15 protein-coding genes are annotated in these 26,470 nt (G+C 73.1%); 7 read left to right on the forward strand and 8 right to left on the reverse strand.

Going from position 1 to position 26,470, the window contains the following annotated elements; translation table 11 throughout:
• Nucleotides 1–129: 129 nt before the first annotated feature.
• Nucleotides 130–987 carry an N-formylglutamate amidohydrolase gene (locus tag WME85_RS30955; protein ID WP_437826503.1) on the reverse strand — a complete coding sequence of 286 codons (858 nt, stop codon included), beginning with the start codon at nucleotides 985–987 and terminating at the stop codon, nucleotides 130–132.
• A gap of 209 nt (nucleotides 988–1,196) precedes the next feature.
• Between WME85_RS30955 and WME85_RS30960 the strand changes: the two genes are divergently transcribed.
• Complete coding sequence (locus WME85_RS30960; RefSeq protein WP_437826504.1) at nucleotides 1,197–2,351, forward strand: hypothetical protein; 1,155 nt, start codon at nucleotides 1,197–1,199, stop codon at nucleotides 2,349–2,351.
• Nucleotides 2,352–2,385: 34 nt separating this feature from the next.
• Here WME85_RS30960 and WME85_RS30965 read toward each other — a convergent pair whose 3' ends face one another.
• On the reverse strand, nucleotides 2,386–3,177 hold the full coding sequence (locus WME85_RS30965) for a VOC family protein (protein ID WP_437826505.1): 792 nt from the start codon (nucleotides 3,175–3,177) through the stop codon (nucleotides 2,386–2,388).
• Nucleotides 3,178–3,480: 303 nt separating this feature from the next.
• On the opposite strand from WME85_RS30965, the gene WME85_RS30970 reads away from it, so the two are divergent.
• From WME85_RS30970 to WME85_RS30980, 3 genes are all read left to right on the forward strand, one after another.
• Nucleotides 3,481–4,917, forward strand: coding sequence for an amidase (locus WME85_RS30970; RefSeq protein ID WP_437826506.1), 1,437 nt, complete (start codon nucleotides 3,481–3,483; stop codon nucleotides 4,915–4,917).
• 225 nt (nucleotides 4,918–5,142) lie between these two features.
• Nucleotides 5,143–6,183 (forward strand): sigma-70 family RNA polymerase sigma factor, encoded by a 1,041-nt coding sequence (locus WME85_RS30975; RefSeq protein ID WP_437826508.1) that lies wholly within the window; start codon nucleotides 5,143–5,145, stop codon nucleotides 6,181–6,183.
• A gap of 155 nt (nucleotides 6,184–6,338) precedes the next feature.
• Nucleotides 6,339–6,761 carry a VOC family protein gene (locus WME85_RS30980; RefSeq protein ID WP_437826510.1) on the forward strand — a complete coding sequence of 141 codons (423 nt, stop codon included), beginning with the start codon at nucleotides 6,339–6,341 and terminating at the stop codon, nucleotides 6,759–6,761.
• Between the two features lie 99 nt (nucleotides 6,762–6,860).
• On the opposite strand, the gene asnB is transcribed toward WME85_RS30980, so the two are convergent.
• Nucleotides 6,861–8,711 (reverse strand): asparagine synthase (glutamine-hydrolyzing), encoded by a 1,851-nt coding sequence (gene asnB / locus WME85_RS30985; protein WP_437826512.1) that lies wholly within the window; start codon nucleotides 8,709–8,711, stop codon nucleotides 6,861–6,863.
• Between the two features lie 432 nt (nucleotides 8,712–9,143).
• On the opposite strand from asnB, the gene WME85_RS30990 reads away from it, so the two are divergent.
• The gene (locus WME85_RS30990; protein WP_437826514.1) at nucleotides 9,144–12,389 is read left to right on the forward strand and encodes an outer membrane protein assembly factor BamB family protein; all 3,246 of its coding nucleotides are present in this window, start codon (nucleotides 9,144–9,146) and stop codon (nucleotides 12,387–12,389) included.
• Between the two features lie 130 nt (nucleotides 12,390–12,519).
• The gene (locus WME85_RS30995) at nucleotides 12,520–14,580 is read left to right on the forward strand and encodes a hypothetical protein (RefSeq protein WP_437826516.1); all 2,061 of its coding nucleotides are present in this window, start codon (nucleotides 12,520–12,522) and stop codon (nucleotides 14,578–14,580) included.
• Here the strand turns inward: WME85_RS30995 and WME85_RS31000 are convergent.
• Entirely contained in the window at nucleotides 14,569–20,979 is a 6,411-nt protein-coding gene (locus WME85_RS31000; RefSeq protein WP_437826518.1) for a pentapeptide repeat-containing protein, read from the reverse strand. The two genes, WME85_RS30995 and WME85_RS31000, sit on opposite strands and share 12 nt — an antisense overlap.
• A gap of 629 nt (nucleotides 20,980–21,608) precedes the next feature.
• On the opposite strand from WME85_RS31000, the gene WME85_RS31005 reads away from it, so the two are divergent.
• Nucleotides 21,609–22,439, forward strand: a complete 831-nt coding sequence (locus tag WME85_RS31005; protein ID WP_437826520.1) for an inositol oxygenase family protein — start codon at nucleotides 21,609–21,611, stop codon at nucleotides 22,437–22,439.
• Nucleotides 22,440–22,510: 71 nt separating this feature from the next.
• Here WME85_RS31005 and WME85_RS31010 read toward each other — a convergent pair whose 3' ends face one another.
• The 4 genes from WME85_RS31010 to WME85_RS31025 all read right to left on the reverse strand — a co-directional run bounded on the left by WME85_RS31010 (nucleotide 22,511) and on the right by WME85_RS31025 (nucleotide 26,336).
• On the reverse strand, nucleotides 22,511–24,013 hold the full coding sequence (locus tag WME85_RS31010) for a hypothetical protein (RefSeq protein ID WP_437826521.1): 1,503 nt from the start codon (nucleotides 24,011–24,013) through the stop codon (nucleotides 22,511–22,513).
• Between the two features lies 1 nt (nucleotide 24,014).
• Nucleotides 24,015–24,572: a hypothetical protein gene (locus WME85_RS31015; protein WP_437826523.1), complete on the reverse strand. Its 558-nt coding sequence runs from the start codon at nucleotides 24,570–24,572 to the stop codon at nucleotides 24,015–24,017.
• Nucleotides 24,573–24,613: 41 nt separating this feature from the next.
• Nucleotides 24,614–25,420 (reverse strand): caspase family protein, encoded by an 807-nt coding sequence (locus tag WME85_RS31020; protein ID WP_437826525.1) that lies wholly within the window; start codon nucleotides 25,418–25,420, stop codon nucleotides 24,614–24,616.
• Nucleotides 25,421–25,709: 289 nt separating this feature from the next.
• Nucleotides 25,710–26,336 carry a glutathione S-transferase family protein gene (locus WME85_RS31025; protein ID WP_437826527.1) on the reverse strand — a complete coding sequence of 209 codons (627 nt, stop codon included), beginning with the start codon at nucleotides 26,334–26,336 and terminating at the stop codon, nucleotides 25,710–25,712.
• Nucleotides 26,337–26,470 lie beyond the last annotated feature (134 nt).

Consider the following 26,470-nt stretch of genomic DNA (forward strand, 5'->3'; position numbering starts at 1 on the left):
CCGTGGACGGCGACGTCCGAGGGCGCGCGCGCCGCGGTTGCGCGGGGCGGGGCGGGGCGGGCGCGCGCCGCGGTTGCGCGGGGCGGGGCGGGCGCGCGGGCCGCGGTTGCGCCGCGGTTGCGCCACGGTTCACCGCGCGGCGGCGGACGCGAGCCCGGAGGCGACGGCGCGGGTGAAGGCGCGGAGGCGAGCGACGTCATCAGCGCGCGGCGCGTGGGTGCGCGCGTCGCAGTAGAGGCGGCGGGCGATCTCGATCTGGAGCGCGTGGATCCCCTCGTCGCGGCGCGCGTGCCGCTCGAGGGCGTGGCCGCCCGGGAACGGTTCGTCGAGCGCCAAACACAGGCCGTGCGCGCGCGCTGCCTCGGCGACCGCGTCGCGCGCCCAGCCGGCCGCGCTGGCGCCGCCCCGCGTCCCGAGCACGACGTCGGCCGCGCCCGGAAAGAGGACGTCGGGGTACGCGTGCGCGGAGACGAGGATCGCGACGCCGTGGCGCGCGCGCGCGGCCGCGAGGCGCGCGGCCACCTCCGCGTGGTACGGCTCGAACACGTCGCGGACGCGGCGCTCGACCTCCGCGCGGGGCGGCGGGCTCTCGAACCACTGCTCGCCGCTCACCGAGCGCCGCCGCACCTCCCTCAGCCCGTAGGGGAGCTTGTCCTCGTACGGCGTGGGCACGCGCGGGGCGGTGTTGAGGTCGATGACGTAGCGGCTCAGCGTCGCGACCACGAGCGCGGCGCCCTCGAGCGCGACGTCGCCGAAGAGCGCGTCGGCCGCGACGTCCGCGTCGGCCGCGAGGGCGCGCTCCGGCACGCGGGTGAAGCGCGCCGAGACATCGTCCACGAGCAGGCCCGCGTGCGGGACCTCGACGACGACCGGCCCGGGCGCGGCGGGCTCGTGGACGCGGAATGCAGACGGGGGAGACGGGGGAGACGGGGGAGACGGGGGAGACGGGGGAGACGGGGAAGACGGGGGAGACGGCGGCGCGGACATCGTTCCTCCGGGAGCTCGTCGCGATCGGGTGTACGTACGCGCGGGACGCGCCGGCGGGCAAGAGCTCCTGGTCGATCGCCGCAGCGGCAGCGCCGCGCTTCCATCCGGCGATCGCCCCCGCGCCGGTCCGCGTGTCGGCGAGGAGGCGACGCCGCGGCGGCGCCGGGTTTTTCGCACGGGCGCCCCGGTTTGCGCTCTCATGGCGGGCCATGGAACACCGGATCTGGCTGCTCGTGAGCCGCTACCACCTCGACGCCTGGCAGTCGTCGCTCCTGGTGGACGTCGTCGCGACGGCCGGCCTGCTCGCCCTCGCCTTCATCGCGCTCCGGCGGTCGCTCCGCGAGCGCCGCGCGGCCGCGCAGGCCGAGGCCTCGTTCAGGCCCGACGTCGAGCTCGCGCCCGGCGAGGCCGTCGTCATGGGCACCGTCGAGCGGGAGCAAGGGGCGGACGTGGCCGTGCGCGTCGAGGTCGAGCAGGAGGGGACCGAGGCCGAGAGCTCCGGGGTCTGGAGCCACGAATGGAGCGAGACCAACCGCAACGTCCGGGTCCACCCCTTCTATCTCCGCCACGCCTCCGGCGCTCGCGTCCGGGTGGAGCCGGACGAGGACGTGATGCTCGTCGACGCGCTGGACGGCATGATCCTCGTCGATCGCACGAAGCGCGTCCGCGTCGCCGAGCTCGTGCCCGGCGAGCAGGTCTTCGCGGTCGGCGAGCTCCGGCGCGCGCCGGATCCCGAGGCGCCGACCCAGGGATACCGCGGGAGGGCGCAGGGATACCTGCTCGTGCCCCCCTCGTACGGGCGGCCCATGCTCCTCTCGTCCGAGCCGCTCGGGCAGCGCTTCGCGCGCAGGGCGGCGTTCCACCTGCGGTGGGCCGTCGCGATCGCCGCGGCGGCGCTCGCGTTCAACGCCGTGTTCGCGCCCTTCCACGCGCGCCGCTGGCTCGGGGAGACGGTCACCGTGAGCGTGACGCAGCTGCGCGAGAACGAGGAAGACGACGAGAACACCCACTACGAGGTCTCGATGCGCGCCGCCGACGGCGCCGCCCTCTCGGACGAGGTGTCCCACGGCGACTTCGTCCGGCTCCGCGGGCTGGAGCGGATCAAGGCGCGCTATGTCCCGTCGTGGCGGTCGGCCAGCACGGTCGGCCCCGACGTGACGGTCCATTCGGCCGCCTACATCGCCTTGCCGCTCTTTGGCGCCCTCGCGCTCGCCTACGTTCTCCGCGCGCACTCGACGCGACCCTGGTACGAGCAGAAGCTGGTCGAGCAGGGGAGCGGCAAGCTGCCAGACGGCGAGCCTGCCGCGCCGCAGGCCCCGAAGCGGCCGGAAGGCCGCCGCCGCAAGAAGCCCGCTCCGGGCTAGCGGCTGCGCGCGCCCCGCGGCGCGGGGAGCGCCTTCAGCCGGATGACTGGACCGCGAGCTGGCTCGGCGCGATGAGGGTGAACGCGGCGCCCCACGGATCGGTGACGACCGACTGCCGGCCGTAGAGCGTGTTGAACGGCGGGACGTGCATCTTGCCGCCGAGCGCCTCGACCTGCGCGATCGAGGCGTCGACGTCGGCGACGGCGAAGTACGCCATCCAGTGCGGCGGGACGTCGGCCGGCCATTGCTCGTTCATCTGAAGCACGCCGCCCGCTGTCTTCTGGCCCTTGTGGAGGGTCACGTAGTCGATCCCGGGCGCGTCGAGCTTGCGCGCCTCGAGGCCGAAGACGCGACAGTAGAAGTCCGCCGCCTTCCTGTGATCGCGGGTGTTGACCTCGTGCCACACCATCGAGCCGGGCTCGTGGATGACCTGCGCGCCGGTGTGGTTCTTCGGCTCCCAGACGCCGAAGACCGCGCCCGTCGGATCGGACGCGACGAGCATGCGGCCGAAGTCCATCACGTCCATCGGACCCATCACGACCTGCCCGCCGTTCGCGCGGACGCTCTCGGCGAGCTGCGCGGCGTCCTCACCGTCGAAGTAGACGTTCCATACAGGGGGGACTCCGACGCCCTCGGGCCGCCTGCTCATGCCGGCCGCGCGGCGCCCGCCCAGGTTGCACGTCGTGTAGTGATGCAGCTCCGGCGGGCCGACCTCGAATGTCCACCCGAAGATGCTGCCATAGAACTTCAGCGCCCCCTCGAGATCGGGGGTCATCAGATCGACCCACGACACGGTGCCCGGGGTATGTCGCTCAATCGTGCTCATGGAAGTTCCTCCGTACAGTGGCCCAACGGCGGCGACCCTATCACAGCTCACCGTCCATCGAAGGCGCTCGCCGCGCGCGCGGCCCACGAACGACCAACGACGCGCCATTACCCGCCGGAGCCCGCGTCTGGCACGCTCGCGATCGCGCCCGCATCGCGGTAACGTCGCTCCATGAGAATGACCTTGCTTCGGCTCGACCAATCGCCGCGAGCGCCTCGCGTCCACCCGGGGGAAGGACGCGCGATGCATGGCTTCTTTCTTCACCCCGCGGCGAGCGACGGGCTCGTATAAGGGACCTGCACCATGAAGATCTCCGAGTACACCGCCTTCGACGCCCTGGGCCTCGCTGAGCTGGTCCGCCGGCGCGAGGTCACCCCTTCCGAGCTCCTGGACGTGGCCTCGGCCGCGATCGAGCAGGTCAACCCTGCGCTCAACGCGGTGATCGGCTCGCTGCGCGAGGACGCGGAGCGGTCGCTCCGCGCGGGGCTGCCGGAGGGGCCGTTCACCGGGGTGCCGTACCTCGTGAAGGACCTCGGCATCCTCGTCGCGGGCACGCCGACCGGCATGGGCTCTCGCCTCTTCCAGGGCCTCGTCTCGCCCGCGGACGACGAGCTCATGACGCGCTTCCGGCGCGCGGGGCTCGTGTCGCTGGGCAAGACGAACACCCCGGAGCTCGGCATGAACGTGGTCACGGAGCCGGCCGTGCACGGGCCGACGCGCAACCCGTGGCGGCTCGATCGCACGCCCGGCGGCTCGAGCGGCGGCGCCGCCGCGGCGGTGGCGGCGCGGATGGTGCCCATGGCCCACGGCAACGACGTCGCCGGGTCGATCCGCATCCCGTCCTCGTGCTGCGGCCTCTTCGGGCTGAAGCCCACCCGCGGCCGCATCCCGACCGGGCCGGTCGAGGGCGAGGTCCTGCTGGGCTTCGCCACCGATCACGCGCTGACGCGCTCGGTGCGCGACAGCGCGGCGCTGCTCGACGCGATCGCCGGGCCCGACCCGGGCACGCCGTACTTCGCGCCGCCGCCCGCGCGGTCGTTCCTGGAGGAGGCGCGCACGCCGCCGGGGCGGCTGCGGATCGCGTTCACCGACGCGACCTGGAGCGGGGCGGCGGTGCACGACGAGTGCAAGCAGGCGGTGCGCCGGGCCGCGGCGCTGTGCGAGCAGCTGGGGCACGAGGTCGTGCTGGCGCGGCCGGAGATCGACTGGGAGCGGGTCCGCATCGCCTTCCGCATGCTGCTGTCGTACCAGGCGCACCTGTTCGATCGCGTCTGCCCGGTGCTCGGGCTCGCGCCGGGGCGCGACATGGTCGAGGCGACGACGCTGAACATGGCCGAGGCCGGCCGTCGGATGAGCGCGGTGGATCTGCACGACGTGCTCGTGGCGCGCGACCAGATCTCGCGGCAGGTGGGGCAGTTCTTCACGCAGTTCGACGCCCTGCTCACGCCGACGCTGACGACGCTCCCGATCCCGCCGGGCACGCTCAACGCGAACGACCCGAGCGTGGGCGCCGAGGCCTGGCTCGACCAGATCTTCGCCTTCGCGGCGTTCACGCCCCTGTTCAACGTGACGGGTGGCCCGGCGATGTCGGTGCCGCTCCACGTGAGCGCCGACGGCCTGCCGGTGGGCGTGCAGTTCGCGGGCCGGTACGCGGACGACGCGACCCTGCTGCGGCTCGCGGGCCAGCTCGAGCAGGCCGCGCCGTGGGACCGGCGCCGGCCGCGGATCTGCGCGGCATGAGCGGCGGGCGGCGCGGGCCCCCGGCCCGGTAGGGATGGGACGGCGGACCCGCCCTACTCCCTCCGTCAAGGCGCCGCCCTGGTCAGCGCTCGGCGTTGCCCGACGTGGTGGCGAATTCGCCGCAGCATGGCAACACCGGGGCCGATCCGGGAATGGTGAGCTGCGCCCCGATGCCGCAGATCCTGCCCTTTTCCACGCGTGGCGGACCTGTTACACACGGCCTCGATGGCTGACTTCTCGCCCCCGAAGAAGCATGCCGCTGGCGCCGACGTCGCCCACGCCACCGCCCGCCTCCTCGAGGAGCACCGCGCCGCGCTGACCGGCCATTGCTACCGCATGCTCGGGTCGGCCGCGGAGGCCGACGACGCGGTCCAGGAGACGATGGTGCGCGCCTGGCGCAACCTGGACCAGTTCGAGGGGCGCGCGGCCCTGCGCACCTGGCTGTACCGCATCGCCACGCACGTGTGCCTCGACGCCCTGAACGAGCGCAGCCGCCGCGCGCGCCCGATGGAGCTCGGCCCGCCCAACGCGCTCGAGGGGCCGCTCACCACCCTGCCCTCGTACCGGTGGGTCGAGCCGATCCCCGACGTGCGGGCCGTGCCCGCCGACGCCGATCCCGCCGAGCTCGTCGCCCTGCGCCAGAGCATCCGCCTCGCTTTCGTGGCCGCGCTCCAGCACCTTCCGCCGCGGCAGCGCGCGGTCCTGCTGCTGATGGAGGTCCTCGGCTGGCCCGCCGCCGAGGTCGCCGAGACCCTGGACACCTCGGTCGCCTCGGTCAACAGCGCGCTGCAGCGCGCCCGGGCGACGCTGGCGACGCGCGATCTGACGGACGTGCGCGCGCCGCTGTCCGACGCGCAGGCCGTGCTGGTCGACCGCTACGTCGACGCGTTCGAGCGGTACGACGTGACGGCGCTGACGGCGCTGCTCCACGAGGAGGCGACGCTGTCGATGCCGCCGTACGCGCTGTGGCTGCGCGGCCACGAGCCGATCCGCGGCTGGATGCTGGGGCCGGGCGCGGGCTGTCGCGGGTCGCGCCTGGTGCCGACGGCGGCGTGCGGCTCGCCTGCGTTCGGGCAGTACCGGCCCCCCGGCGAGCCCGGGGGGCCCCACCGGCCCTGGGCGCTCATCGTGCTCGAGCTCTCGGGCACCCGCATCGCGGCGCTGAACTCCTTCCTCGACACGGAGGCGCTCTTCCCGCGGTTCGGCCTGCCCCCGGAGCTCCCGCCGGAGCCGCAGGGCGGCGCGCCGGAGCCGCAGGGCGGCTGACCGGCGCGGCGGCGCGGCGGCGCGGCGGCGCGGCGGCGCGGCGGCGCGGCGGCGCGGCGGCCACCGAGGCGGTTCGATTTTTTTCGACGCGACCGATGAGTCCCACGCCCGGCGGGCGTCAGTACGTTCGAATCCACCCCAACCTGGAGGCGCACATGACCGCGAACCGTTCCCGCAAGCTCTTCGTCAATCTCCCCATCAAGGACCTGAAGCGATCCGTCGAGTTCTTCACCAAGCTCGGCTTCTCGTTCAACCCGCACTTCACCGACGAGAAGGCGACCTGCATGATCCTCAGCGAGGAGGCGTATGTGATGCTCCTCGTCGAGGAGCGCTTCAAGGACTTCACCAAAAAGCAGATCTGCGACACGAGCACGTCCACCGAGGGTATCTTCGCGCTGTCGGCCGAGAGCCGGGCGGAGGTCGACCAGATCGTGAACACCGCGCTCGCGGCCGGCGGGACGCGCGCGCAGGAGCCCACGGATCACGGCTTCATGTACGTGTGGAGCTTCTACGACATCGACGGTCACCACTGGGAGGTGGCCTACATGGAACCGAGCGCGATCCCGCCCCAGCAGTGAGCGTGAGCGCCGGGCCCGTCCCAGGAGGCCGATCCCCCGCCCCGCCGGCGCGAACCGGTGTTCGGCCCGGCGGCGCAGGGAGGAGCCCGGCGCGGCGGCTCAGAGCGCCAGCCTGACCTCGTAGCGAGCGAGCCAGTCGTTCAGCAGGAGCGCCTGCTCGATGCTGGACCGGGAGACCTCGTCGTCCGGTCCATCGGGATCCGCCGCGATGGCGCGGGCGCGGGCCACGTCGAGCAGCGGCAGCACCGGCGCGTCCCTCTGCGCGAGCAGCCTGGCGAGCTGGCCGCGGAGCGCCTGCGCGTACGCGGGATCCTGCGTCGCGGGGTACGGGCTCTTGCGCCGCTCGAGCACCGAGCGCGGCAGGAGGTCGTCGGCCGCGGCGCGCAGCAGGCTCTTCTCGCGCCCGTCGAAGGTCTTCATCGCCCAGGGCACGTTGAACACGTACTCCACGAGCCGGTGATCGCAGAACGGGACCCGGACCTCGAGCCCGGTCGCCATGCTCATGCGATCCTTGCGGTCGAGCAGCAACTGCAGGAAGCGCGTCAGGTGCAGGTAGCTGATCTCGCGCATGCGCCGCTCCTTGCCGGCCTCGCCCGGCAGGCGCGGGACCTCGGCGAGGGCGTCCCTGTAGCGGCCATCGATGTAGGCCTCGAGGTCGAGCTGGCCGAGGAGCGCGGGGGCGAGCAGCGTCGAGGCGGCGCTCGAGCCCCTCATCCTCGTGCGCATGGCGCTCCACGGAAACGTCTCGGCCGCCACCGCCTCGGGGTCGTGGAACCAGAGATACCCGCCGAAGATCTCGTCGGCCGACTCGCCGGAGAGCGCGACGGTGGAGCGCTCGCGGATGGCGCGGAAGAGCAGGTACAGCGAGGCATCCATGTCCCCGAAGCTCAGCGGGAGATCCCGCGCGCGCAGCACGGCCGCGCGCACGGCCGGATCGGCGAGCTGGGCGGCGGAGAGCACGATATCCGAGTGGTCGGACGCGACGTGCCGCTGGACCTCGGCGACGTACGGCGCGTCCGGCGTGCTCCGCAGCTCGTCCGCCTTGAAGTTCTCGGTCTGGCCGGTGAAATCGACGGAGAAGGAGCGCACCGGCCCCGCGCCCTCGGCGCGCAGCGCCCTTTGCGCGAGCGCGGTCACGGCGCTGGAGTCCAGCCCTCCGGACAGGAGCGTGCACAGCGGAACATCGGAGATGAGCTGGCGAGCGACGATGTCCTCGAGCAGCTCGCGCACGGCGCGGATCGTCGTCGGGAGGTCGTCGGTGTGCGGCCGGGACTCCAGCGCCCAGTAGCGCCGCTCGGCGACTCCCTCCCTCCGCACGTGCACGACGTGGCCCGGGCGGACCTCGCGCATGCCGCGGAACACGGCGTTCCCCGGCGTCTTGGTGAAGGCGAGGAGCTCGCGCAGGCCGCTCGCGTCGACCTCGGGCGGGGCGAGCGGGTTCGCGAGGATGGCCTTGGGCTCCGAGCCGAAGAGCACCCCTGTGCCGGTCGGCTGGTAGAACAGCGGCTTGATGCCCATCCGGTCCCGGACGAGCAGGAGCTCCTCCTGGCGGACGTCCCAGAGGGCGAACGCGTACATGCCGTTGAGGCGCCGGGGGAAGCCCGCGCCCCACTCCAGATAGGCGCGGAGGACGACCTCTGTGTCGCTCTGCGTCCTGAACTGGTGGCCGCGGGCCCGGAGCTCGCCGCGCAGCTCGCGGAAGTTGTAGACCTCGCCGGTGTAGATGAGGACGGCGACCGGCGCGCCGTCCTCCTCGGCGATCATCGGCTGTCGGCCCCCCTCGAGATCGATGATGGAGAGGCGGCGGTGCCCGAGGGCCGCGCGCGGGGCGAGCCAGGTGCCTTCGTCATCGGGCCCGCGGTTCTTCATCGTGCTCGTCATCTTCTGCAGGACATCGCGCTCCCGCGTCAGATCGCGCGCGTGATCCACCCATCCAGCAATGCCGCACATGGACGATCGCCTCCTTGGAACGCTGCCGCGATCCTGCGGGCGAGCTCGGTGGGCTCGCCGCTCCTCTCGCGGGTCGCTCGTCGTTTGACGCGAGCCTAGGCACCGCGGCCGCATCGTGCAACCAGCCTGGCCGACGCGGCATTCGGCGCTCGAGCAGGAGCACGCGAGGATCTCGGAGATCAAGGCAAGCTCGAAAGAGCGCGACCGAGGCGGAGTGCCTGACTGATTCAAATACCCTCGGGCGCCGCTCGCCCGGGAAAGCCGGGTGCTCATCCCTCGTTCGGCCGTCGCGTTCGCCGATGCAACTCGCGGGTCGACGCCCCCGGGGCGCCGCCTCATGGGGTCCCGTCCGCGGGAGCGGCGCGAGGGCTGCCGCTGCCTTTGCGCGAACAAGGGGTGAATGCGGCGGTCCTGCCGGGCAACGAAGGCGGCATGACCGAATACTCTGAACGTCGTGGTTCGAGCCCCAGGGGCCGCCTCTGCGCCCCTATCCTCCTGGTCATCACGTCCCTTGCCAGCCTCACCGCGTGCGAGCCCATCGCGCCCGGCGGCGGCAGCGGAGGTGCAGCAGGCGCAGGCGGCAGCGGCGGCTCTCCAGGGGAGAGCAGCGGCAGCATCACCGCAGGCACGGGAGGATCGTCGAGCGGCGACGGCGGCGCGACCGGCACTGGCGGCACCGGCGGCACCGGCGGCACCGGCGGCGCGACAGGCACCGGCGGCACCGGCGGCGCGACCGGCACCGGCGGCACCGGCGGCACCGGCGGCGCGACAGGCACCGGCGGCGACGGCGGCAGTTCGACAGGGAGCGGCGACCCGCAGGGCACGTGCGTGCCGGGGTCGGTCGTCGCCTGCTACACCGGTCCTGCCGGGACCAGCGGTGTCGGGCGCTGCGCCCCCGGGACGCAGACATGCCGTCCCGACGGCTTCGGCTACGGCCCTTGCTCAGGCGACGTGACGCCCGCTCAGGAGCGCTGCGCCACGCCCGAGGACGAGAGCTGCGACGGCGAGCCCCGCTGCGCTCAGCTGCCGCCGTGGGCGCGGGGGTTCGGCGGCGCCGGGGATGAAGAGGGCTTTTCCATCGCGAGCGACACCTCCGGCAACTACTATGTTTCGGGCTCGTTCAGGGGAACCGTCGACTTCGGCGCCGGCCCTCTGACCAGCGCCGGAGAGTCCGACATCTTCTTCCTCAAGCTCGATCCCTCGGGCTCGGTCCTCTGGAGCAAGCGCTTCGGGAACGAGCGCGGCGACCGCGGAGGCGCCGTGACCGTCGACGAGAGCGGCAACGTCTTCCTCACCGGAGTGTACACATACTCGCCCTCTGGCACGGGCCTCGACCTGGGCGGATGCCCCATCCCCGCTCACGATCGAGCTTACTTCGTGGCCCAGTTCGACCCCGACGGCAACCACATCTGGAGCGAGGGCAACTATACGCTGGAGAGCGTATCGTCCGTCGAGCAGATCTCCATCGATGCTCATGGCAACATCCACATCATCTATGTCGTGAGTCAGCAAGTCATGCTCGCGAAGCTGGACGCCGCGAGCAAGGCCCTCCTCTGGACGCAGGGGCTACCCGGATCGCCCAGCTATGGCGCCAGCCTCGCGCTCGACAGCGCCGGCGACGCGGTGGTGGTGGTGGGGACCGAGAGCTCGACGCTCTACGCCGATCCGCGCTCGTTCCTCGTCACCAAGTTCGCGCCGACGGGCGATGTGCTCTGGCAGCGAACGTTTCTATCCGGCTCGCTCGAGTCGGATGGCCGCGGGTCGCCGCGCGCGGTGGCGATCAACGCGGAGGACGAGATCCTCCTCGCCGGCGGAACGGATGGCACCATCGATTTCGGCGGCGGGGTCCTCCCCGTCGGTTTCGTCCTCGTCAAGCTGGACGCCGCAGGCGAGTACATCTTCAGCCGCCCGATCCGCTTCGGTCACAGGATGGTGCTCGATCCTGCAGGCGACGTGATCGTCGCCGGACGCGGCCTGGCGAAGCTCGACGCGAGCGGGACGGAGCTCTGGTCGATCCACTTCGACGCCGATGTGCAGGATATCGCCTTGTCCCCGAACGGCACGGTCGCCGCCACCGGCCGCGCGCGGGGCGCGGTGGACTTCTGGAGCGGCCCGATCGCCTTTGGCGGAGGGTACACCGACGCCTACGTCGCCACCTTCAACCCGCCGACGACCGGCGACGGCGACGGCGACGACGACGACGGCAGCGGCGGAGCAGGGTCGACCGGAGCGGGCGGCGCCGGCGGCGGCTCAGCCGGCGGGGATCCGCCTGCGATCTGCGCGCCCGGCTCGGTCGTCGCGTGTTACACGGGCCCCGTCGGGACGCGGGGCGTCGGGCGCTGCGCTCCCGGGACGCAGACGTGTCTCCCCGACGGCGCTGGGTATGGTCCCTGCGTCGGCGAGGTGACGCCCACCGTGGAGGCCTGCGTGACGCCGGAGGACGAGAGCTGCGACGGCGAGCCCCATTGTCCTCCGCAGCCGCCGTGGTCGCGGGGATACGGCGGCACCGGCGCCGACGAGGGCTCTTCCATCGCGAGCGACGCCGCCGGCAACTACTACGTGATCGGCTCGTTCGAAGGTACCATCGACTTCGGCGCCGGCCCCCTGACCAGCGCCGGCGGGCAGGACATCTTCCTCCTCAAGCTCGATCCCGCGGGCGCGTTGCTCTGGAGCAAGCGCTTCGGCAACGTCCTTGACCAGACCGGCCGCGCCGTCGCCGTCGATGGGAGCGGAAACGTCTTGCTGGCCGGCACCCACTTCACCAACTCCATGACGGGCACGAGCTTCGGCGCCTGCGAGCTCCTCTCCCCCGACAACGGCGAATCGGTCCTCGTCGCCAAGCTCGACCGCGACGGAAACCACATCTGGAGCCAGCCATCGGTCTCGCCAGGCGCGCACACGCTCCAACCCTTCAAGGATCTCGCCGTCGACGCCCTCGGCAACGCCTATGTGACGTTCACCGTCATGAGAAATTACGCGTCGACTCCTTCCCTGGTGAAGCTGGACGCCGCGACAGGAAGCATCCTCTGGACCCAGCCGCTCGCGACGGCGGTGCCGGGCCACCCGGACTACCAGCACCAGCGCGACAGCGTCCTCCTCGCGATCGACAGCGCCGGCGACATGATCACCACGCACTCGGCCATCTCCGCTGTCCCGTCCTGCCCCTGCGTGCATCAGTTCACCGTCCAGAAGCTCACCCCGGCCGGCGCCGTGCTCTGGAGCCGCCAGTTCGGTCCCGCTCCGTCGACGCCCCCCGAGGGGGGCGTCGGCGCGTCGGCCTGGGCGATGGCGGTGAACGCCGCGGACGAGATCCTCGTGACGGGCCACACGGACGGGACCGTCGACTTCGGCGGCGGCGTGCTCCCCGCGGGGCCGGTGCTCATCACGCTGGACGCCGCGGGCGAGCACGTCTTCAGCCGCTCGATCCCCTTCGGCGACACCATCGCCCTGGATCCCGCCGGCGGCATCTTCGTCGCCGGGAACGGGCTCTCCAGGCTGGACGCGAGCGGGAACGTGCTCTGGACGAGCGACTTCGACGCGAGCGCGAAGGACATCGCCATCTCCCCGATAGGCATGATCGCCGTCACCGGCGCCGCCGAAGGAGCGGTGGACTTCGGGTCCGGCCCGATCCCCCATGCAGCGGGCGCCGACGTCTTTGTCGCCACGTTCGAGCCCTGAGGGCCCCGGCGGCGGCGCCGGGCGCGCGCTCGGCGCTCGGCCCGGCCCACCGCCGAGGACCGAAGGCCGGCGGGCTCCCCGCACGATCGTCCGAAAGTAGGCACACGAGGGACATGAGGTGAGGAGAAACATGCGAACTATCCGCGTTCTGATGATCTCGCTGGTCTGCGCGCTCGCGATGCTGCCCGCGCGCGCGGCCTGGGCGGCCGTCGCCGTGAACATCGTGCCGCCCGCAGGGCGCTGGTGGGCGTCCGATGGGGTCCACGTCCGCGCCGAGGTGAGCTCCACGCTCCAGGTAACGCGCGTGCTGGCGCAGCTCGGCACGAGCTCCGTGATCCTCACGAACACCGGGGGCACTACCTACCAGGGGGACCTCACGGTCTTCGGGCTGCCGCACGGCGAGCACGTCCTCACCGTCACGGCGACCGACGTCGCGGGCGCCAGCGCGTCCGCGCAGCACACCGTGATCATCGACGCTCCGCCCAGCCTCCAGATCCTGGCGCCGAGGCACGAGACGGTCGCCCATACGGGGACGCTCCGGGTCGCCGCGACCTGCGTCGATGATCATCCGGAGGACTGCCTCATCCGTGTCAACGCTCTCATCCAGGGCACGACGACCTCGGTCGAGCTCGCGCGCGCCACGTCGGCCATCGACACCTTCGTCGACCTCAGCGCGCTCGACGGCAAGACGTTCGAGCTGCGGTTCACCGTGCTCGATAACTGGATGAGCAGGACCCTCCTGGGAGCCAAGGTCCACGTCGACGGCAGCCCGCTGCTCACGGCGCTCGACGAGGTGCCTGGCCGCATCCTCGACTTCGACGCTTCGCGCATCCTGTTCATCAACGCGCAGATGCGGCTCGCCGTGCTCGATCGGGCGACTCGAACCATCACGCCCATCCTCACGATCCCCTATCCCCTCCGGTTCGAGGACTCCATGAGGGCGTTTCTCACCCGCGCCGGCGCCGCGCTGGAGGCGCCGGCGCCGGCGGACAGCGCGGGCGTCGGGCCCGCCGTGTACGAGTGGCGGGACGGCGCCCTGCTGAAGCTGACGGCGCACGGCCGCATCGCCTTCGTGAGCGGCGATTACATGGCTTACTCGGGGAGCGGCACCTACCTGCGCGACCTCGTGTCGGGCACCGACGAGCTCGTGCTCAGCACCGCGCTGGATCCGTTCAGCTTCGATGTCGCCGAGGACGGGCGCGTCGCCTATGTGGACCGCGGCGCGTCGCTCTACACGCGCATCGCTGGAACGAGCACGCTGCTGGCGAGCAGCAGGGACAAGATCACACGCCCCGCGACGGACGGGCTCAACGTGGTCTTCGCGAAGGAGATCCAGCGCAATGTGTATCAAACGATCCTGGCCACGCCGTCGGGGGAGCTGCCGCTCGGCGCCGCCCCGGCCGCGCGCCCCGAGGGCGCCCAGACAGGCGCCTACCAGCTCCACGCCGGCTACATCGCTTTTCTGCGGGGCTCGCTCGGCTCGGAGCAGGTCTGGTTGAGGACGCCGACAGGGGAGCTGCGCCAGCTCAGCTTCTTCGCCACCGCCAGCCGGCTCGACGACCCGCCCACGCGCCTCGGCCACGACGGCATCAGCGACACGGGCGAGGTGATGTTCCTCAACCCGCCGAGGCGCTACCTCGCCGCGCCCGGGGCCGCGCCGCGCGAGGTCAGCTCGCACCTGGGACACGCACGCTGGCTCGACGGCGCCTGGTACGTGGTGATGGGGAACACGCTGTTCGCTGTCGACGACGGGTCGAGCGGGACAGGCGGCGAGGGCGGCTCTGGTGGCGGCGCCGGCGGCACGGAGGGCTTCACCGGCGATGAAGGCGCAGGCCCCATGCGCCTCTCCGCCGGCGATGGCGGTGAAGGCTCCCGGATCGGTGAGGTGGGCACGCGCTTCACCGGCGGCGCTCCCTCGACGAGCAAAGGCGGCGCGGGCACCGCCGCCGCGAGCAAGCGAGCCGGTGGCGCGGGCGCGAGCGTGGAGCGCGCCGCCGAAGCGGGTCTGTCCGAGCCTCCGGCAGGCGAGCCGCCGGCGTCCGGCGGGTGTGCTGTCGCGGCACGCCAGCCCGCGCTCGACGGGGCGCTCGAGGCCCTCGCCCTCGCGACGGCGGCGCTCGCCATGACCGGGCGAGCGAAGGGAGGCCGCCGACGCCCGAGGCGCGCTGACGCTCGACGCTCACGCTCCTGACCAGAGGGGCTCCTCGCCCGGAATGCGCAGGGGGCTCGGCAAGTACGGGTCGAGCTCGCCTGGCTCGAAGCGGCAGAGTCCGATCACGTGCCAGAAGGAGCCGGCGATGTCGCCGCCGAGCTTGTAGCGGCCGTCAGGGCTGAACGCGGCCCACCCCTCCGGACAGGGCAGGAGGATCGCGAGGCAGGTGCCAAGGGCGACGTCCCAGAGACGGAGGGTGCCGTCGGCGGACGCGGAGGCGAGGAGGGCGCCGTCGGGGCTGAAGGCGACGCCCTGGACAGAGGCCTTGTGGCCCTCCAGGGTGCGGAGGACGCGACCCCGCTGCACGTCCCAGAGACGCACCGTCTTGTCCGAGGACCCCGACGCGAGCAGCTGGCTGCTCGGGCTCCAGGCCACGCCGCGAACGCCGCGGGTGTGCCCCTCGAAGGCGATGAGGGCGCGGCCGCTCCCGACCTCCCAGAGGCGCACCGCCCGGTCGTCCGCGCCCGACGCGAGCAGCAGGCCGTCGGGGCTGAACGCCACGCCGCGGATCCCGTCGGTGTGCCCCTCGAACGTGCGGATCACGCGGCCCCGGGCGACCTCCCAGAGGCGCATCGTCCTGTCGTCCGAGCCCGACGCCAGCGTCAGCCCGACCGGGCTCCACGCCACGCTGCACACCCGGTGCGCGTGCCCCTCGAACGTGCGCAGCGCGCGGCCGCTCTCGATGTCCCAGAGGCGCACCGTCCTGTCGTCCGACGCCGACGCGAGCGTCTCGCCCTCCGGGCTGAACGCCACGGCGCGGATCGCGTGCGCGTGGCCCTCGAACGAGCGCAGGAGGCGGCCCCGGGCGACGTCCCAGAGCCGCACCGTCTTGTCGTCCGAGCCCGACGCGAGCGCGTGGCCATCCGGGCTGAACGCCACGCTGCGGATCCCGTGCGTGTGGCCCTTGAACGTGCGCAGCGCGCGGCCGCTCCCGACCTCCCAGAGGCGCACCGTCCTGTCGTCGGCCGCCGACGCGAGCGTGTGGCCATCCGGGCTGAACGCCGCGTGCAGGACCCAGTCGGTGTGGCCCTCGAAGCTGCGCAGGGCGTGGCCCCGGGCGACCTCCCAGAGCCGCACCGTCTTGTCGCGCGACCCCGACGCGAGCGTCTGGCCGGTCGGGCTGAACGCCACGCTGCACACGCCGTGCTTGTGGCCCTCGAGCACGCGGAGCGCGCGGCCGCTCCCGGGCTCCCACAGGCGCACCGACCGGTCCAGCGACCCCGACGCGAGCGTGAGGCCGTCGGCGCTCCAGGCGACCCCGAAGACCCAGTCGGTGTGCCCCGTGAAGGCGCGGAGCGAGCGGCCGCTCCCCGCGTCCCACAGGCGCGCGGTGCGGTCCGAGGAGCCCGAAGCGAGGGCGTGGCCGTCCGGGCTCCACGCGACGCCGAGGACCCAGTCGGTGTGCCCCTCGAGGCAGCGCAGCGCGTGGCCGCTCCGGACCCGCCACAGGCGCACCGTCTTGTCCGACGAGCCCGACGCGAGCGTCTGGCCATCCGGGCTGAACGCGACGCTGCGGACCCCGAGCGTGTGGCCCTTGAACGCGCGGAGCAGGCGGCCGGTCGCGACCTCCCACAGGCGCACCGTCTTGTCCGACGACCCCGACGCGAGCAGCAGGCCGTCCGGGCTCCACGCGACGCTGCGGACCCCGTGCGAGTGGCCCTCGAGCGTGGTCAGCGCGCGGCCTGTAGCGACCTCCCACAGGCGCACCGTCCGGTCCGAGGAGCCCGACGCGAGCAGGAGGCCATCCGGGCTGAACGCCACGGTCATCGCCGCGCCGTGGTGCCCGTGCATCGCCCGGATCGCCTGCCCGGTGACCGCGTCCCAGAGCCGGACCGAGCCGTCCTCGTGGCTCGCCGCCAGGAGATCGCCCAGCCGGCTCCACGCCACCGCGTTGCACGGCGAGGCCGGCGCCCACATCGGATCGGCCTCGCGCGGCCGCGGCGGCGCGGCGCCCTCCGCGGCCAGCGCCGCGCCGTCCGCGGCCAGCGACGCGACCGACACCCCGCGGGCGCCGATGAGCTTGGCGCCGCGCAGCTGCGCGTCCGTGAGATCGGCGCGCGTCAGATCCGCCCCGACCAGCCGGGTGAACGAGAGATCCGCGCCGCGGAGATCCGCGCCCTGGAGGTCGGCGCCGGTGAGATCCGCCCGCGCGAGCAGCGCCGCGCCGAGCGACGCGCCGGCAAGCCGGGCCTCGACCAGCGTGGCGCTCCAGAGGTTCGCCTGCGTGAGATCGGCCTTCCGCAGATCGGCGCAGGCGAGGTTGCACCCGCTCAGGTCCTGCCCGGCCAGGTTGACGCCGACCGCCACGTCGGTGTCGTCCCGGAGCTCCCCTCCCTGGTCGTCGCGGGCCCCGTCGTCCTTGGCCAGCCAGCGCGCGACGCGCAGCGCGTTGTCCTTCGCGTTGCCCTCGGCCGCGCCGTGGAGGATCCGCTGCGCCCACGACGCCGCCGCGCCGCGCCCCGCGAGCGACACGAAGAAGTCGACCATGAGCTCGCTCATCTCGTCGGCGCCGAGCGCCGCGCTGTCGCCCGTCGCCTTCACCTCGCGCGCCGCCGCCTCGGCCACGAGCCACTCCAGCGCCGACCTGTGGACGAACGAGAACGCCCCGTCCGCGTCGCGCACGAGCAGCGAGCCCGAGCCGATCAGGTGCTCGATGATCGCCCGCTCGAGCGGCGGGGCGTCGGGCGGCTGCGCGCCCTTGATCAGGCTCTCCGGCAGCTCGCCGAGCGCGACCGCGGGCGTGTTCCGGTCCCAGAGCAGCCGCGCCAGCGTCGTCATCGCGGCCCGCAGCGCGTCGCGGGGGATGCCGCGCGGCGCGCCCCGCGGGTTCGCGCGCGCGTGCTCGTGGTCGAGCCACTGCTCGACGAGCACCTCGTACAGCTTCGCCGCCGTGATCGTCCCGGTCCGCGCCTTCGCCTGCCGGAGCTTGTCCGGCTCGATCTTCGCGATGAACCCGAGCATGCGCGGGTTCTCCGACAGGCCGAGCAGGTCCTTGACCTCGTGGAGCAGCCGGTAGCGCGCCTCGGCCTCCGCGGGCTCCGGGCTCAGGTTGCCCAAAAACCGCTGGATCTGCTTCTCCCCGAACCCCTGGAGCTGCACCAGCCGGTAGCCCTGCAGCTGCTCCGCCCGCCGGGCGAGCTCCCGCTTGATCGGCGGATCGGTGAGGAAGTGCTGCGTCCGGCTGGTCACGACGACCTTCGCGATCCCCTCCGCCGCCTGGACGACCGTGTCGAAGTGCTCCAGCGCGCGGTCGTAGGTGAGCCGCAGGGCGAGCTCGTCGAAGCCGTCGAAGAGCAGCGCGATCCGCCCCTCGCCGAGCATGTACCGGAAGGCCCGCAGGTCGACCGGCTCGTTCGCGAGCGCGAAGTGCTGCGCGAGCAGCGAGTCGAGCGAGCGCTGCTTCTCGATGCGGCCGAGCTCGATGAGCACGGGCACGAGCGGGTGCTTCTCCCGCGCCATGCGCCGGGAGAGCTCGCGCAGGAGGAACGTCTTGCCGGCGCCGAAGTCGCCGAGCACCAGCGCGAAGCGCCGGTGGGGCGCGTCGAGCAGCCGCCACAGCGCGTCGAGCGCGCTCTCGGTCGCGCTCTTCTCGCGGTCGCCGAGGCTCACCACCGCCGGCTGCTCGACGTAGAGCCACGGCGGGTACGACGGGTCCGCCTCGATGCGATCGGTCTGCCACGCGAGGTACCGGCCGAAGTCGATGAGCCCCTGGAACTCGGAGAAGCTCTTCAGCACGACGCCGCGGCGCGCCGCGCTCCGGGCGAGGTCGGGCGGGGCCTGCGGGTCGGTGTGGACCAGCGTGGAGCGCAGGTACGGGTCCTGCTGCCGGAAGCGGTGCTCCACCTCGGTCACGTACCGCGTGACGAGCTCCTCGGTGATCGACCGGTCGAGCACGCCGATCACCCGGACGTCGACGCGCCGGCCGTCCTGCACCGCGACCTCGAGCACGCCCGCGAAGGGCGGGGGCGCCCGGTGCTTCGTCACGGCCGCGGCGGGGTCGCGCAGGAGCGCCACGCGCTCGACGCGGTCGAGGAGGCCGTCGCGCCGCTCCTCGAGGGCGAGCTCCCGCTCGCGCGGGTGGCGCTCGCCGTCGTCGCCGAGCGCGGGCTCGCGCGCCTCCGGCGGCTCGCGCACCGAAGGTCGATCGAGCCGCGGCTCGGGCGCGAGGTGCTGCTGCAGGAACGCGAGCAGGGCCGCCGCCGAGGCGCGGCACGCGAAGGCGCGGAGGCTGTCGTCGCCGTGCGGGCCGGCGCTGTCGCCCGCCGCCCGCATCAGGATCGCGCGCCGAGGGAAGCGGGCCGCGAGATCGCCGACGGCCGCGACCTCCGCCTCGAGGCCGAGCGTGCCCGGCACGACGCGCTGCAGCCGGTCCCAGACGCCCGGGTCGGGCGCGGCCGCCGTGAAGCTGGCGATCGCCCCGACGTGCACGCGGAGCGGCGGATCGGCGGGCAGCGCGTCCGGGTAGAGGAGCCGCTCCTCGAGCACCTTCTCGCGCCCCGCCTGCGTCAGGCCGAGCGCGCCGCCCTTCATCGAGACGAGGCCGTCCTGGAGCGCCTCCTGGAGCCGCGCGGTCCACCCCGGGCAGGCGCGCCGCCGCTCCGGGTGCGCCACGGGGGTCGGCCCGCCCTCGGTCTCGTGCGCGTGGAGCGCGTGCAGGAGCCACCGCCGCTCGGCCGCCCTGGAGGGCGGGCGCGCGCGGGAGAGCGCCGAGAGGTCGAGCTCGCGCGCGAGGTAGGCGGCGTCCATCTTCCACGCGGCCTGGAGGTTGAAGGCGCGGAGGTCGTGGCAGAGCTCCGCGTCGTTGCCCGGCTGCGCGGCGCGCCGGCCCTGGTCGAAGCTGTAGAGCTGGTCCGCCACGATCACGTCGCCGGGCGCCACCTTCCGCGGGTCGCCGAAGCAGACGCCGCACATCGCGAGGCACGCCGGGTCGAGCTCGGCGAGCAGGTGCTGCCCCCGGATCGCCGCGGTGCGCAGGCCCGCCTGGCCGATCCACGCGGCGGTCACGACGAGGGGGCCGCCGCGCGCGCTCGGGAGGGTGCGCCGGTAGTAGCGGAAGCCGCCGAGGTCGCGGCGCTCGCGCCACGCGCGGTCGCCCCCCTCGCCCTCGCCGCCGTCGCCGAGCGCGAGCACCGCCTCGAGCTCGTCCTTCTGCGCCGTGACGATGAGCACGTCCACGGGCCCCACCTCGCGCTCGGAGCCGGCGCCGGCGCGCGACGCGGCGGCGCCTTGCCGCGCGCCCGCGGCGTGGAGCGCCTTGGCCTCGGAGATCCGCTCGCGGCCCTTCTGGGCGTCGTGCCGCCCGATCGCCGCGAGCGCCTGGGCTGCCACGGCGGAGGCCTCGAGGGCGCGGTCGCCGAGCCGCTCCGCGATGGCGCGCGCCTCGGCGAGCGGCCCCTCGGCCTCGGCGGCCCGCCCCGTGCGCGCCGCGATCCTGAAGGCGCCGATCAGCGCGCGGGCCTCGGGCTCCGCGTCGCCGACCTGCCGCGCCAGCGCGAGCGCCTCGCGGTAGCTCGCCTCGGCGCGGGCGAGGTCGCCGCCGTCCTCGAGCAGGCCGGCGATCTCGAGCTCGGCGCGCAGGCGCACCGCCGGCGCGGCGCCCGGCCGCGCGAGCAGGGCGCCGAGGGTCGCCGCCGCGGCGACGGCGTGGCCCCGGCGCCGCTCGACGATCGCCTGGCGCAGGAGCAGCTCCGCCGGGGGCTCCGCCGCGCCGCCGCCGCGGGCGCTGTCGAGCGCCTCGGCGACGGCGCGCGCGGCGTCGTCCAGCGCGCCCTCCGCGAGCAGCGCGTCGACGAGCGCCGCCGCGCCGCCAGGCGACGACGCGCCGGCGGTCCGATGATCGCCCCGGGCCCGCGCCGCCTCGAGGCCGTGGCGAGCGGCGTCGCCGGGGCGCTCGACGGCGCGCTCGACGCGCGGCGGCGTGCGCTGCGAGCAGGCGGCGGCCTTGAGGCGGTGCGCTGCCGTGTCGAGGGCGCTCGAGGCGGGCTCCTCGGCGAGGCGGATCTCGGTGGTGCGGGTGGCCCAGAAGTCGGGCGCTTCTTCCCGGCACAGGGCGAGGAAGCCCGGCGAGCCGCACCAGATCAGCGGGCAGCCGAGGCGGCTCGACAGCGTGTCGTGCCGCTGGTGCTGGTTGAGGAGCCTGAGGCCCGCGCGCGCGGGGTCGCGCGGCGGGTCGGAGCCGATGAGGATCACGACGCCCCTCGGCTCGGGCTCTGCCCCGTAGAGGGCGGAGACGAGATCGTTCCAGGTGGCCTCGTGGTCGCGCGGCTCGATCACCGTCGCGCGGCGCCCCTCCCGGGTCAGGAAGTCGCCGAGCGCGCGGCCGACGTCCGGGCCGGGGACCTCGACGGGCAGCAGGACGAAGCCGGGGGTAGTGCTCAAAATTGAACATGAAGGCGGGAAGGCGGGAAGAAAAGATCAATGATCTTCCCGTCTTCCCGCCTTCATGTGAACTCTCTCTGGCCAGATTTGAGCACTACCAAGCCGGGGACGCGCTCGACGAGCCGGTGTACCTCGCGGAAGCTCCCGAGGAACGGGGACATCGAGGCGGGGAGCGGCGGGGTGGAGGCGCTCATGACGCGGCGACCGGGCGCTCGGGCGCGGCCGGCGCGGCGGGCGCGGCGGGCGGACGAGCGGACGGGCGGGCGGCGCGCGGCGCGGCGCCGCCGAGGGACGGAGCGAGCGCGGAGCTCCCCGAAGAGTTCTTCTTCGTCGACGAGATCAACAAGATGCCTTCCCCCCGCGATGCCGGGCCGGGCCGCGCTCGGCCCTCCGCCCACGTCACACGGGCCCATGGTGCGGCCAAAGCGTGCGGCCCCGCAATAGGCTGTAGATGGCGCCAGCGTAGGTGCGACGCAGACGCGCTCGCGGCGCGGGACGGGGCGACATGGGCCAGCGCTGGCCCGGTGTGGGGCGCGGCGCCAGCGCCGCCGCATCGAGCCGCTCGGGACCCGCGCGGCGACGCGAGGGCGCTGGCGCTGGCGAGGGTGGTCACGCTATGAAAGACAGCGATGCGTGAGCAGACGTCGGGCGTGGAGGGGAGCGCCGCGCGCGGAGCAGCGGAAAAGAAGGAAATCTCGGCCTTCCGCGATTACCGCGCCGAGGCGCGGCCGAGCGTGCAGGAGCTTTACCGGCTGAACCACGAGGGGCAGACGCTCGCCTTCGTGCAGGAGAAAGAGCGGCAGTACCTCGGCCTCGACCGGCGCCGGATGGGCATGTGGGAGGCGCTCGAGCTGCTCGATCAGGTGGTCGACGACAGCGATCCGGACACGGAGCTGTCGCAGGTCGCGCATGCGCTCCAGTCCGCCGAGGCGGCGCGGCGGGACGGGCAGCCGCGGTGGTTCGTGCTGACCGCGCTGATCCACGACGCCGGGAAGATCCTGTGCACGTGGGGCGAGCCGCAGTGGGCGGTGGTGGGCGACACCTTCCCGGTTGGCTGCGCGACCTCGGACCGGATCGTCTTCCCCGAGCTCTTCGCGCGGAACCCGGACAGGGCGAACCCGGCGTACCAGACGCCGTGCGGGATCTACGAGGAGGGCGCGGGGCTCTCCCGGGTACACATGTCGTGGGGGCACGACGAGTACCTGTATCATGTGGTGAAGGACCACCTGCCGCTCGAGGCGCTCTACATGATCCGATATCACTCGTTTTACGCGGCGCACCGCGAGGGCGCCTATGCGCACCTGATGAACGAGCAAGATCGGCGGATGATGGAGTGGGTGCGGCGGTTCAACCCGTACGACCTGTACTCGAAGGCCGACGCCCCGCCGGACGTGGGGCGGCTGAAGCCGTTCTACGAGGACCTGATCGCGGAGTTCCTGCCGGCCGAGCTCCGCTGGTGAAGGGCGCGGCGGGGCGCGGCCTCCGCGGCTCGGCGCCGGGCGTGGAAAGCGCCGGGGCAAGCCGCTCCAGGCTAGAACAGCTTCTGTGCCGCGCGCGTCGCTGTCGCGACCGTGTTGATGATGTCGAGCGTGAGCGTCGCGCCGAAGTAGAAGCGCGACCTGTAATGGGGCTGCGGCGTCAGCGTCTCCCCTGACGTGACAGGCATGCCCACGGCGTAGCCCGGGGGCAAGAACTCCTGCTCGACGAGCGCCAGGCCCGAGTTGATGCTCAGGCCGGCGACCGGCTGGAGCACGACGCCCATGAAGATGCGATCGAACGGCTCGCCGAGGTCGAGATCCACGCCCGCCTGCAGCCCCAGAAAATCGCCCCAGAAGCCCGCGCACCAGAGGCAGCCCTGATACGACGAGACGAACCCGCGCCGCCGCCCGCCGGGGAAGACGTTGAGCACGATCGACGGATTGACGCTCCAGTTCTCGGCGATCGAGTACATCCTCTCCCCGCCGGTGCTCGGGATGGGCGTGGTGACGACGCGCCGCGAGCCGTCGACCACGATCGGCAGCAGGATGCCGGCCTCGAGGTAGTACTGGCCGTGATCGACGGGGGTCCGGTACTCGACGGGGGCTGTGAGCTTTCCGTCGGTCCGGGTGAACACGATCCGTAGAAACGCGACGCTGCTGTCGTCGGGGACCTGGACGTTCTGCTCCTCGACCACGGTCAGCGCGAGGGGACCTTTCGACAGGGCCGCTGAGGGCGGCGGCGGGTTGAAGAGGAACTCGGGGGAGGCGGCGAAGTTGAGGGCGAGCTTCACCTTCCCCTCGTCTTCCGCTTCCTTTCCGATCACGCGCACGGCGATGCGCTCGCCGGGCCGGAGCGAGTCGGGCAGATCGTACGTCGCCCCGCGCAGGCCCTCGCAGAAGGGCTCCCCGCTCCGGGCGTCGATGCAGAACGCGCCGGGGGCGAGGCACTGCTTCGCGCAGATCTCCAGGGTCGCCTTGCCCTCGTCCGCGAGCTCCCCGGCGCCCCCCGCTCCGGCGCCCTCCGTCGCGCCGCCGACGACAGGCGCGACGCTGGCCGCCTTGATCGCGTCATGGGCCTTCGTCCACAGGGTGACGAAGTCCAGGTACTCCGTGTACAGCGCTTTCGCTGTCTCCTGCGCCTTGTCCACGCTGGCCGCGCTGGCCGCCAATCCCCTGATGGCGTCTACTCGGTCGCCGGTGATCTTCGCCAGGGCGTCCTGCGCCCCCTTCACGGCATCTCCCGCTTGCTGCTTCAAATCCGCGCGCGCTCCCGCCGGGATCCCTGTGAGCCCATTGTCCAGGGCATCACGCCATTGCGGGGCCATGGCGATCTTGCCCTCGATCGCCTTCGCGATCTTGTCGGCGCACTCCTTCGGTGGAGCGGCCGCTGGGCAGTGGCTCGTGACAGGCTCGGCGGTCGGCGGCCTGGGCTGCGCCTCCGCGCCCGTCGCGATCGACATCGATGCCACACCGGCGAGGACCGCGAGGAGCTTCGCTGCCCTGCGGAGACCACGGCGCGCCGCGCGCGGCTCGCTCGAGCTTCGTGCAAGATTCATCTCAGCGCTCTCCTCCCGAACCACCGGCGCCCGCAGCGCCGCCCGTCTCCCCCGCGTCGCCTGTCCCGGCGCCGCCCCCGCCCCCGCCCGAGGCACCTCCACCCGTCGCGCCTCCGCCGCTGGCTGCCTCGGCGCTGTTCTGGCGTCTCGTGGTGATCGGGACGAGCCGACTCGCGAGGATCTCGCCCGAGCACTCCTCGCCTGTCCCTCCGTCCCCGGCCCCGATCAGGTCGACGACCAGCTCGCACTCGACGTCGCTCGGCAGCACGTTGAGGAACATGGGCGTATCGACGAGGGCGCGCGCGCACGATTGCTCGTCCGCCGCCGCGCCTGCGTCGTCGCCGGCGAGCACGTGCGTGCCGCCGACGGTCTTGATGCGAAGGAAGGCGCCGCCTCGCTGCTGCACCATCACGATGGTCCCGAGCGACGGCGACTCGGGTTGCCGAACGGCGGGGGAGACGACGAGGTATTTCGCTATGTCGGGCTCGCTCTCGCAGCCCGGGGCGACGAGCGCCGCCAGGGGCGAGAGCCCGAGGACCAGGCGGTAGAGTCGGTGCATGCGCGCGCTCCTTGATGGAAACGAGGGAGGGGACATGGCCGTCACCGCCAGACGCCTCCCAGAATGCCGGCTCCGTACAGATCGTCGGGCAGGTGGCAGCCCGGAACCTGGTTGAGGCCCGCGGCGTCGAGGTACGCCCGGACCGCGTCGATGACGGCGCGCAGATCCTTCGTCAGGCCGCCGGGGCGCCGGAGCTCGCGGAGCAAGGCGTCCGTGAACGCGCCTCCGCGCTTGTCGTGCAGGCGGATCTCGTACGAGCTGCCGCGCTCCTCGCAGCCCGCGAGCAGGACGAGGCGGCGCGCGTGGCCTCCGCCCCCGAAGCCGCGGAGCTGGATCCCGAGCTCCGCCCCGCGCGCGTTCAGCCGTCGCGCGTGATCTGAGAGGGGGAAGGCCTTGGAAGCGCGGTGCTCTCCCCTGGCCATGCCGCCCGCGTGGCACACGTCGAGGATGCAGAGCACGCGCGCGCCCTCCGGCAGCCTCTCGAGCGCTCGGGCGAGCTCCTTGTCCCGGATGGCCGTCCTGTCGGACTCGTCGAAGCCGTAGGCGCACAGGACCTCGTCGCGCCCATCGATCTCCTCGTCCGCGTCGAGCGTCACGATCTGGCTGCCGTGCCCGCTGAAGTAAAAGAGGAGATGTTCGCTGGGCTCGGCGTTCTCCACGAGCCAGTCGAGGCCCTGCATGATCGCGCCCTTATGGGCATACTCGTTCGGCAAGGTCAGGCATTGGTAGTCGGCGAAGCCCCCTTCCCCGATCAAGAAGTCGTGGACGGCGTACATATCCTGCACGCAGCCCTGCAGGGGTTCATGCGCGTACCGATCGATCCCCACGAGCAGCGCACGTTTGCTCATCGTTCAATGCCCCTGGAAGGCCCACCGCCCGCCCCGGGAGCGGCCCCTTCACGGCGTGGTGGTGGACTGACAATGCGTCGAGCTCAACCTCGCACTATCGCGCCTCTCCAGCCGGCATGTCCAGGGGGAAAAGCGCGCACGGTCGACGGCGGGTGGGGAACGGGCGACCGCGGCGAGGTCTTCGACGGCCTTCACGGGCGGAGCCTCTGGGGCCCAGGCCGACGATGGAGCGGCGGCGCCAGGCGGCCCGCCCCCCGGCCGAGGGCCGAGGGGAGCGACGCCCTCCTGCTCACGGCGCGCCGCTCTGGCCATTGCAGCGCGCCCGCGCGCGCTGGTAGGTGGGCCGCGCGGCCACCCGCTCGTGGTAGGCGGCGAGCCTGTCCGGCAGCGTCTTGCCGAGCGCGCCGCGCCACATCCCGAACGCGGTGCTCAAGCAGATGTCGGCCAGCGTGAGCTCGGCCCCGGCGATGAAAGGGCTGTCGCCGAGCATGTCGGCCACGAAGCGCGCGGACTCCTCGACGCGCGCTTCCTGCAAGCGCACCGACCAGTTGCGCTTGTCCGCCTCCGGCGCGCCGAAGTGGGCGGCCATGAGCGGATTCAACCCCGCCCCGATCGTCGCCTCGCCGAACACGGTCATCTGAAGCACGCGCGCGAGCGCCGGGTCGTCCTTGCCGGGCAAGAGGGGCGTGGGCCCGTACTTCTGCGCGAGGTAGAGCATCATCGCGACAGACTCGTTGATCGCCACGCCGCCCTCATCCTCGAGGAACGGCACGGAGCCGAGCGGGTTCAACGCGCGATAGGCCTCGCTCGGCGGGTAGGAGACGGCCTCGACCTCATAGGGCAAGCCCATCTCCTCGCACTGCCACATGGCGCGCAGGCCGCGAGCGCCGCGCGGGAAATTGTAGATCTTGATCATCTGCGGCACCCTCGCTCGCGACGTGTGGCGGACGCCGTGCGTCCTCGGCCGCCACAATCACGGTCACTCCCCCTGGAGAAGGACTGGAGAACAGACCTCCATCCAGCCCACTGGCACATACCGCGGGCCCGCTG

It is taken from the genome of Sorangium sp. So ce1153, assembly GCF_051521595.1.
Taxonomy (GTDB): domain Bacteria; phylum Myxococcota_A; class Polyangia; order Polyangiales; family Polyangiaceae; genus Sorangium.

Excerpts from the sequence above, each read along its gene's own strand:
- WME85_RS30955 (WP_437826503.1), bottom strand. The coding sequence starts at position 987 with ATGTCCGCGCCGCCGTCTCCCCCGTCTTCCCCGTCTCCCCCGTCTCCC.
- WME85_RS30960 (WP_437826504.1), top strand. The coding sequence starts at position 1,197 with ATGGAACACCGGATCTGGCTGCTCGTGAGCCGCTACCACCTCGACGCC.
- WME85_RS30965 (WP_437826505.1), bottom strand. The coding sequence starts at position 3,177 with ATGAGCACGATTGAGCGACATACCCCGGGCACCGTGTCGTGGGTCGAT.
- WME85_RS30970 (WP_437826506.1), top strand. The coding sequence starts at position 3,481 with ATGAAGATCTCCGAGTACACCGCCTTCGACGCCCTGGGCCTCGCTGAG.
- WME85_RS30975 (WP_437826508.1), top strand. The coding sequence starts at position 5,143 with ATGGCTGACTTCTCGCCCCCGAAGAAGCATGCCGCTGGCGCCGACGTC.
- WME85_RS30980 (WP_437826510.1), top strand. The coding sequence starts at position 6,339 with ATGACCGCGAACCGTTCCCGCAAGCTCTTCGTCAATCTCCCCATCAAG.
- asnB (WP_437826512.1), bottom strand. The coding sequence starts at position 8,711 with ATGTGCGGCATTGCTGGATGGGTGGATCACGCGCGCGATCTGACGCGG.
- WME85_RS30990 (WP_437826514.1), top strand. The coding sequence starts at position 9,144 with ATGACCGAATACTCTGAACGTCGTGGTTCGAGCCCCAGGGGCCGCCTC.
- WME85_RS30995 (WP_437826516.1), top strand. The coding sequence starts at position 12,520 with ATGCGAACTATCCGCGTTCTGATGATCTCGCTGGTCTGCGCGCTCGCG.
- WME85_RS31005 (WP_437826520.1), top strand. The coding sequence starts at position 21,609 with ATGCGTGAGCAGACGTCGGGCGTGGAGGGGAGCGCCGCGCGCGGAGCA.
- WME85_RS31010 (WP_437826521.1), bottom strand. The coding sequence starts at position 24,013 with ATGAATCTTGCACGAAGCTCGAGCGAGCCGCGCGCGGCGCGCCGTGGT.
- WME85_RS31015 (WP_437826523.1), bottom strand. The coding sequence starts at position 24,572 with ATGCACCGACTCTACCGCCTGGTCCTCGGGCTCTCGCCCCTGGCGGCG.
- WME85_RS31020 (WP_437826525.1), bottom strand. The coding sequence starts at position 25,420 with ATGAGCAAACGTGCGCTGCTCGTGGGGATCGATCGGTACGCGCATGAA.
- WME85_RS31025 (WP_437826527.1), bottom strand. The coding sequence starts at position 26,336 with ATGATCAAGATCTACAATTTCCCGCGCGGCGCTCGCGGCCTGCGCGCC.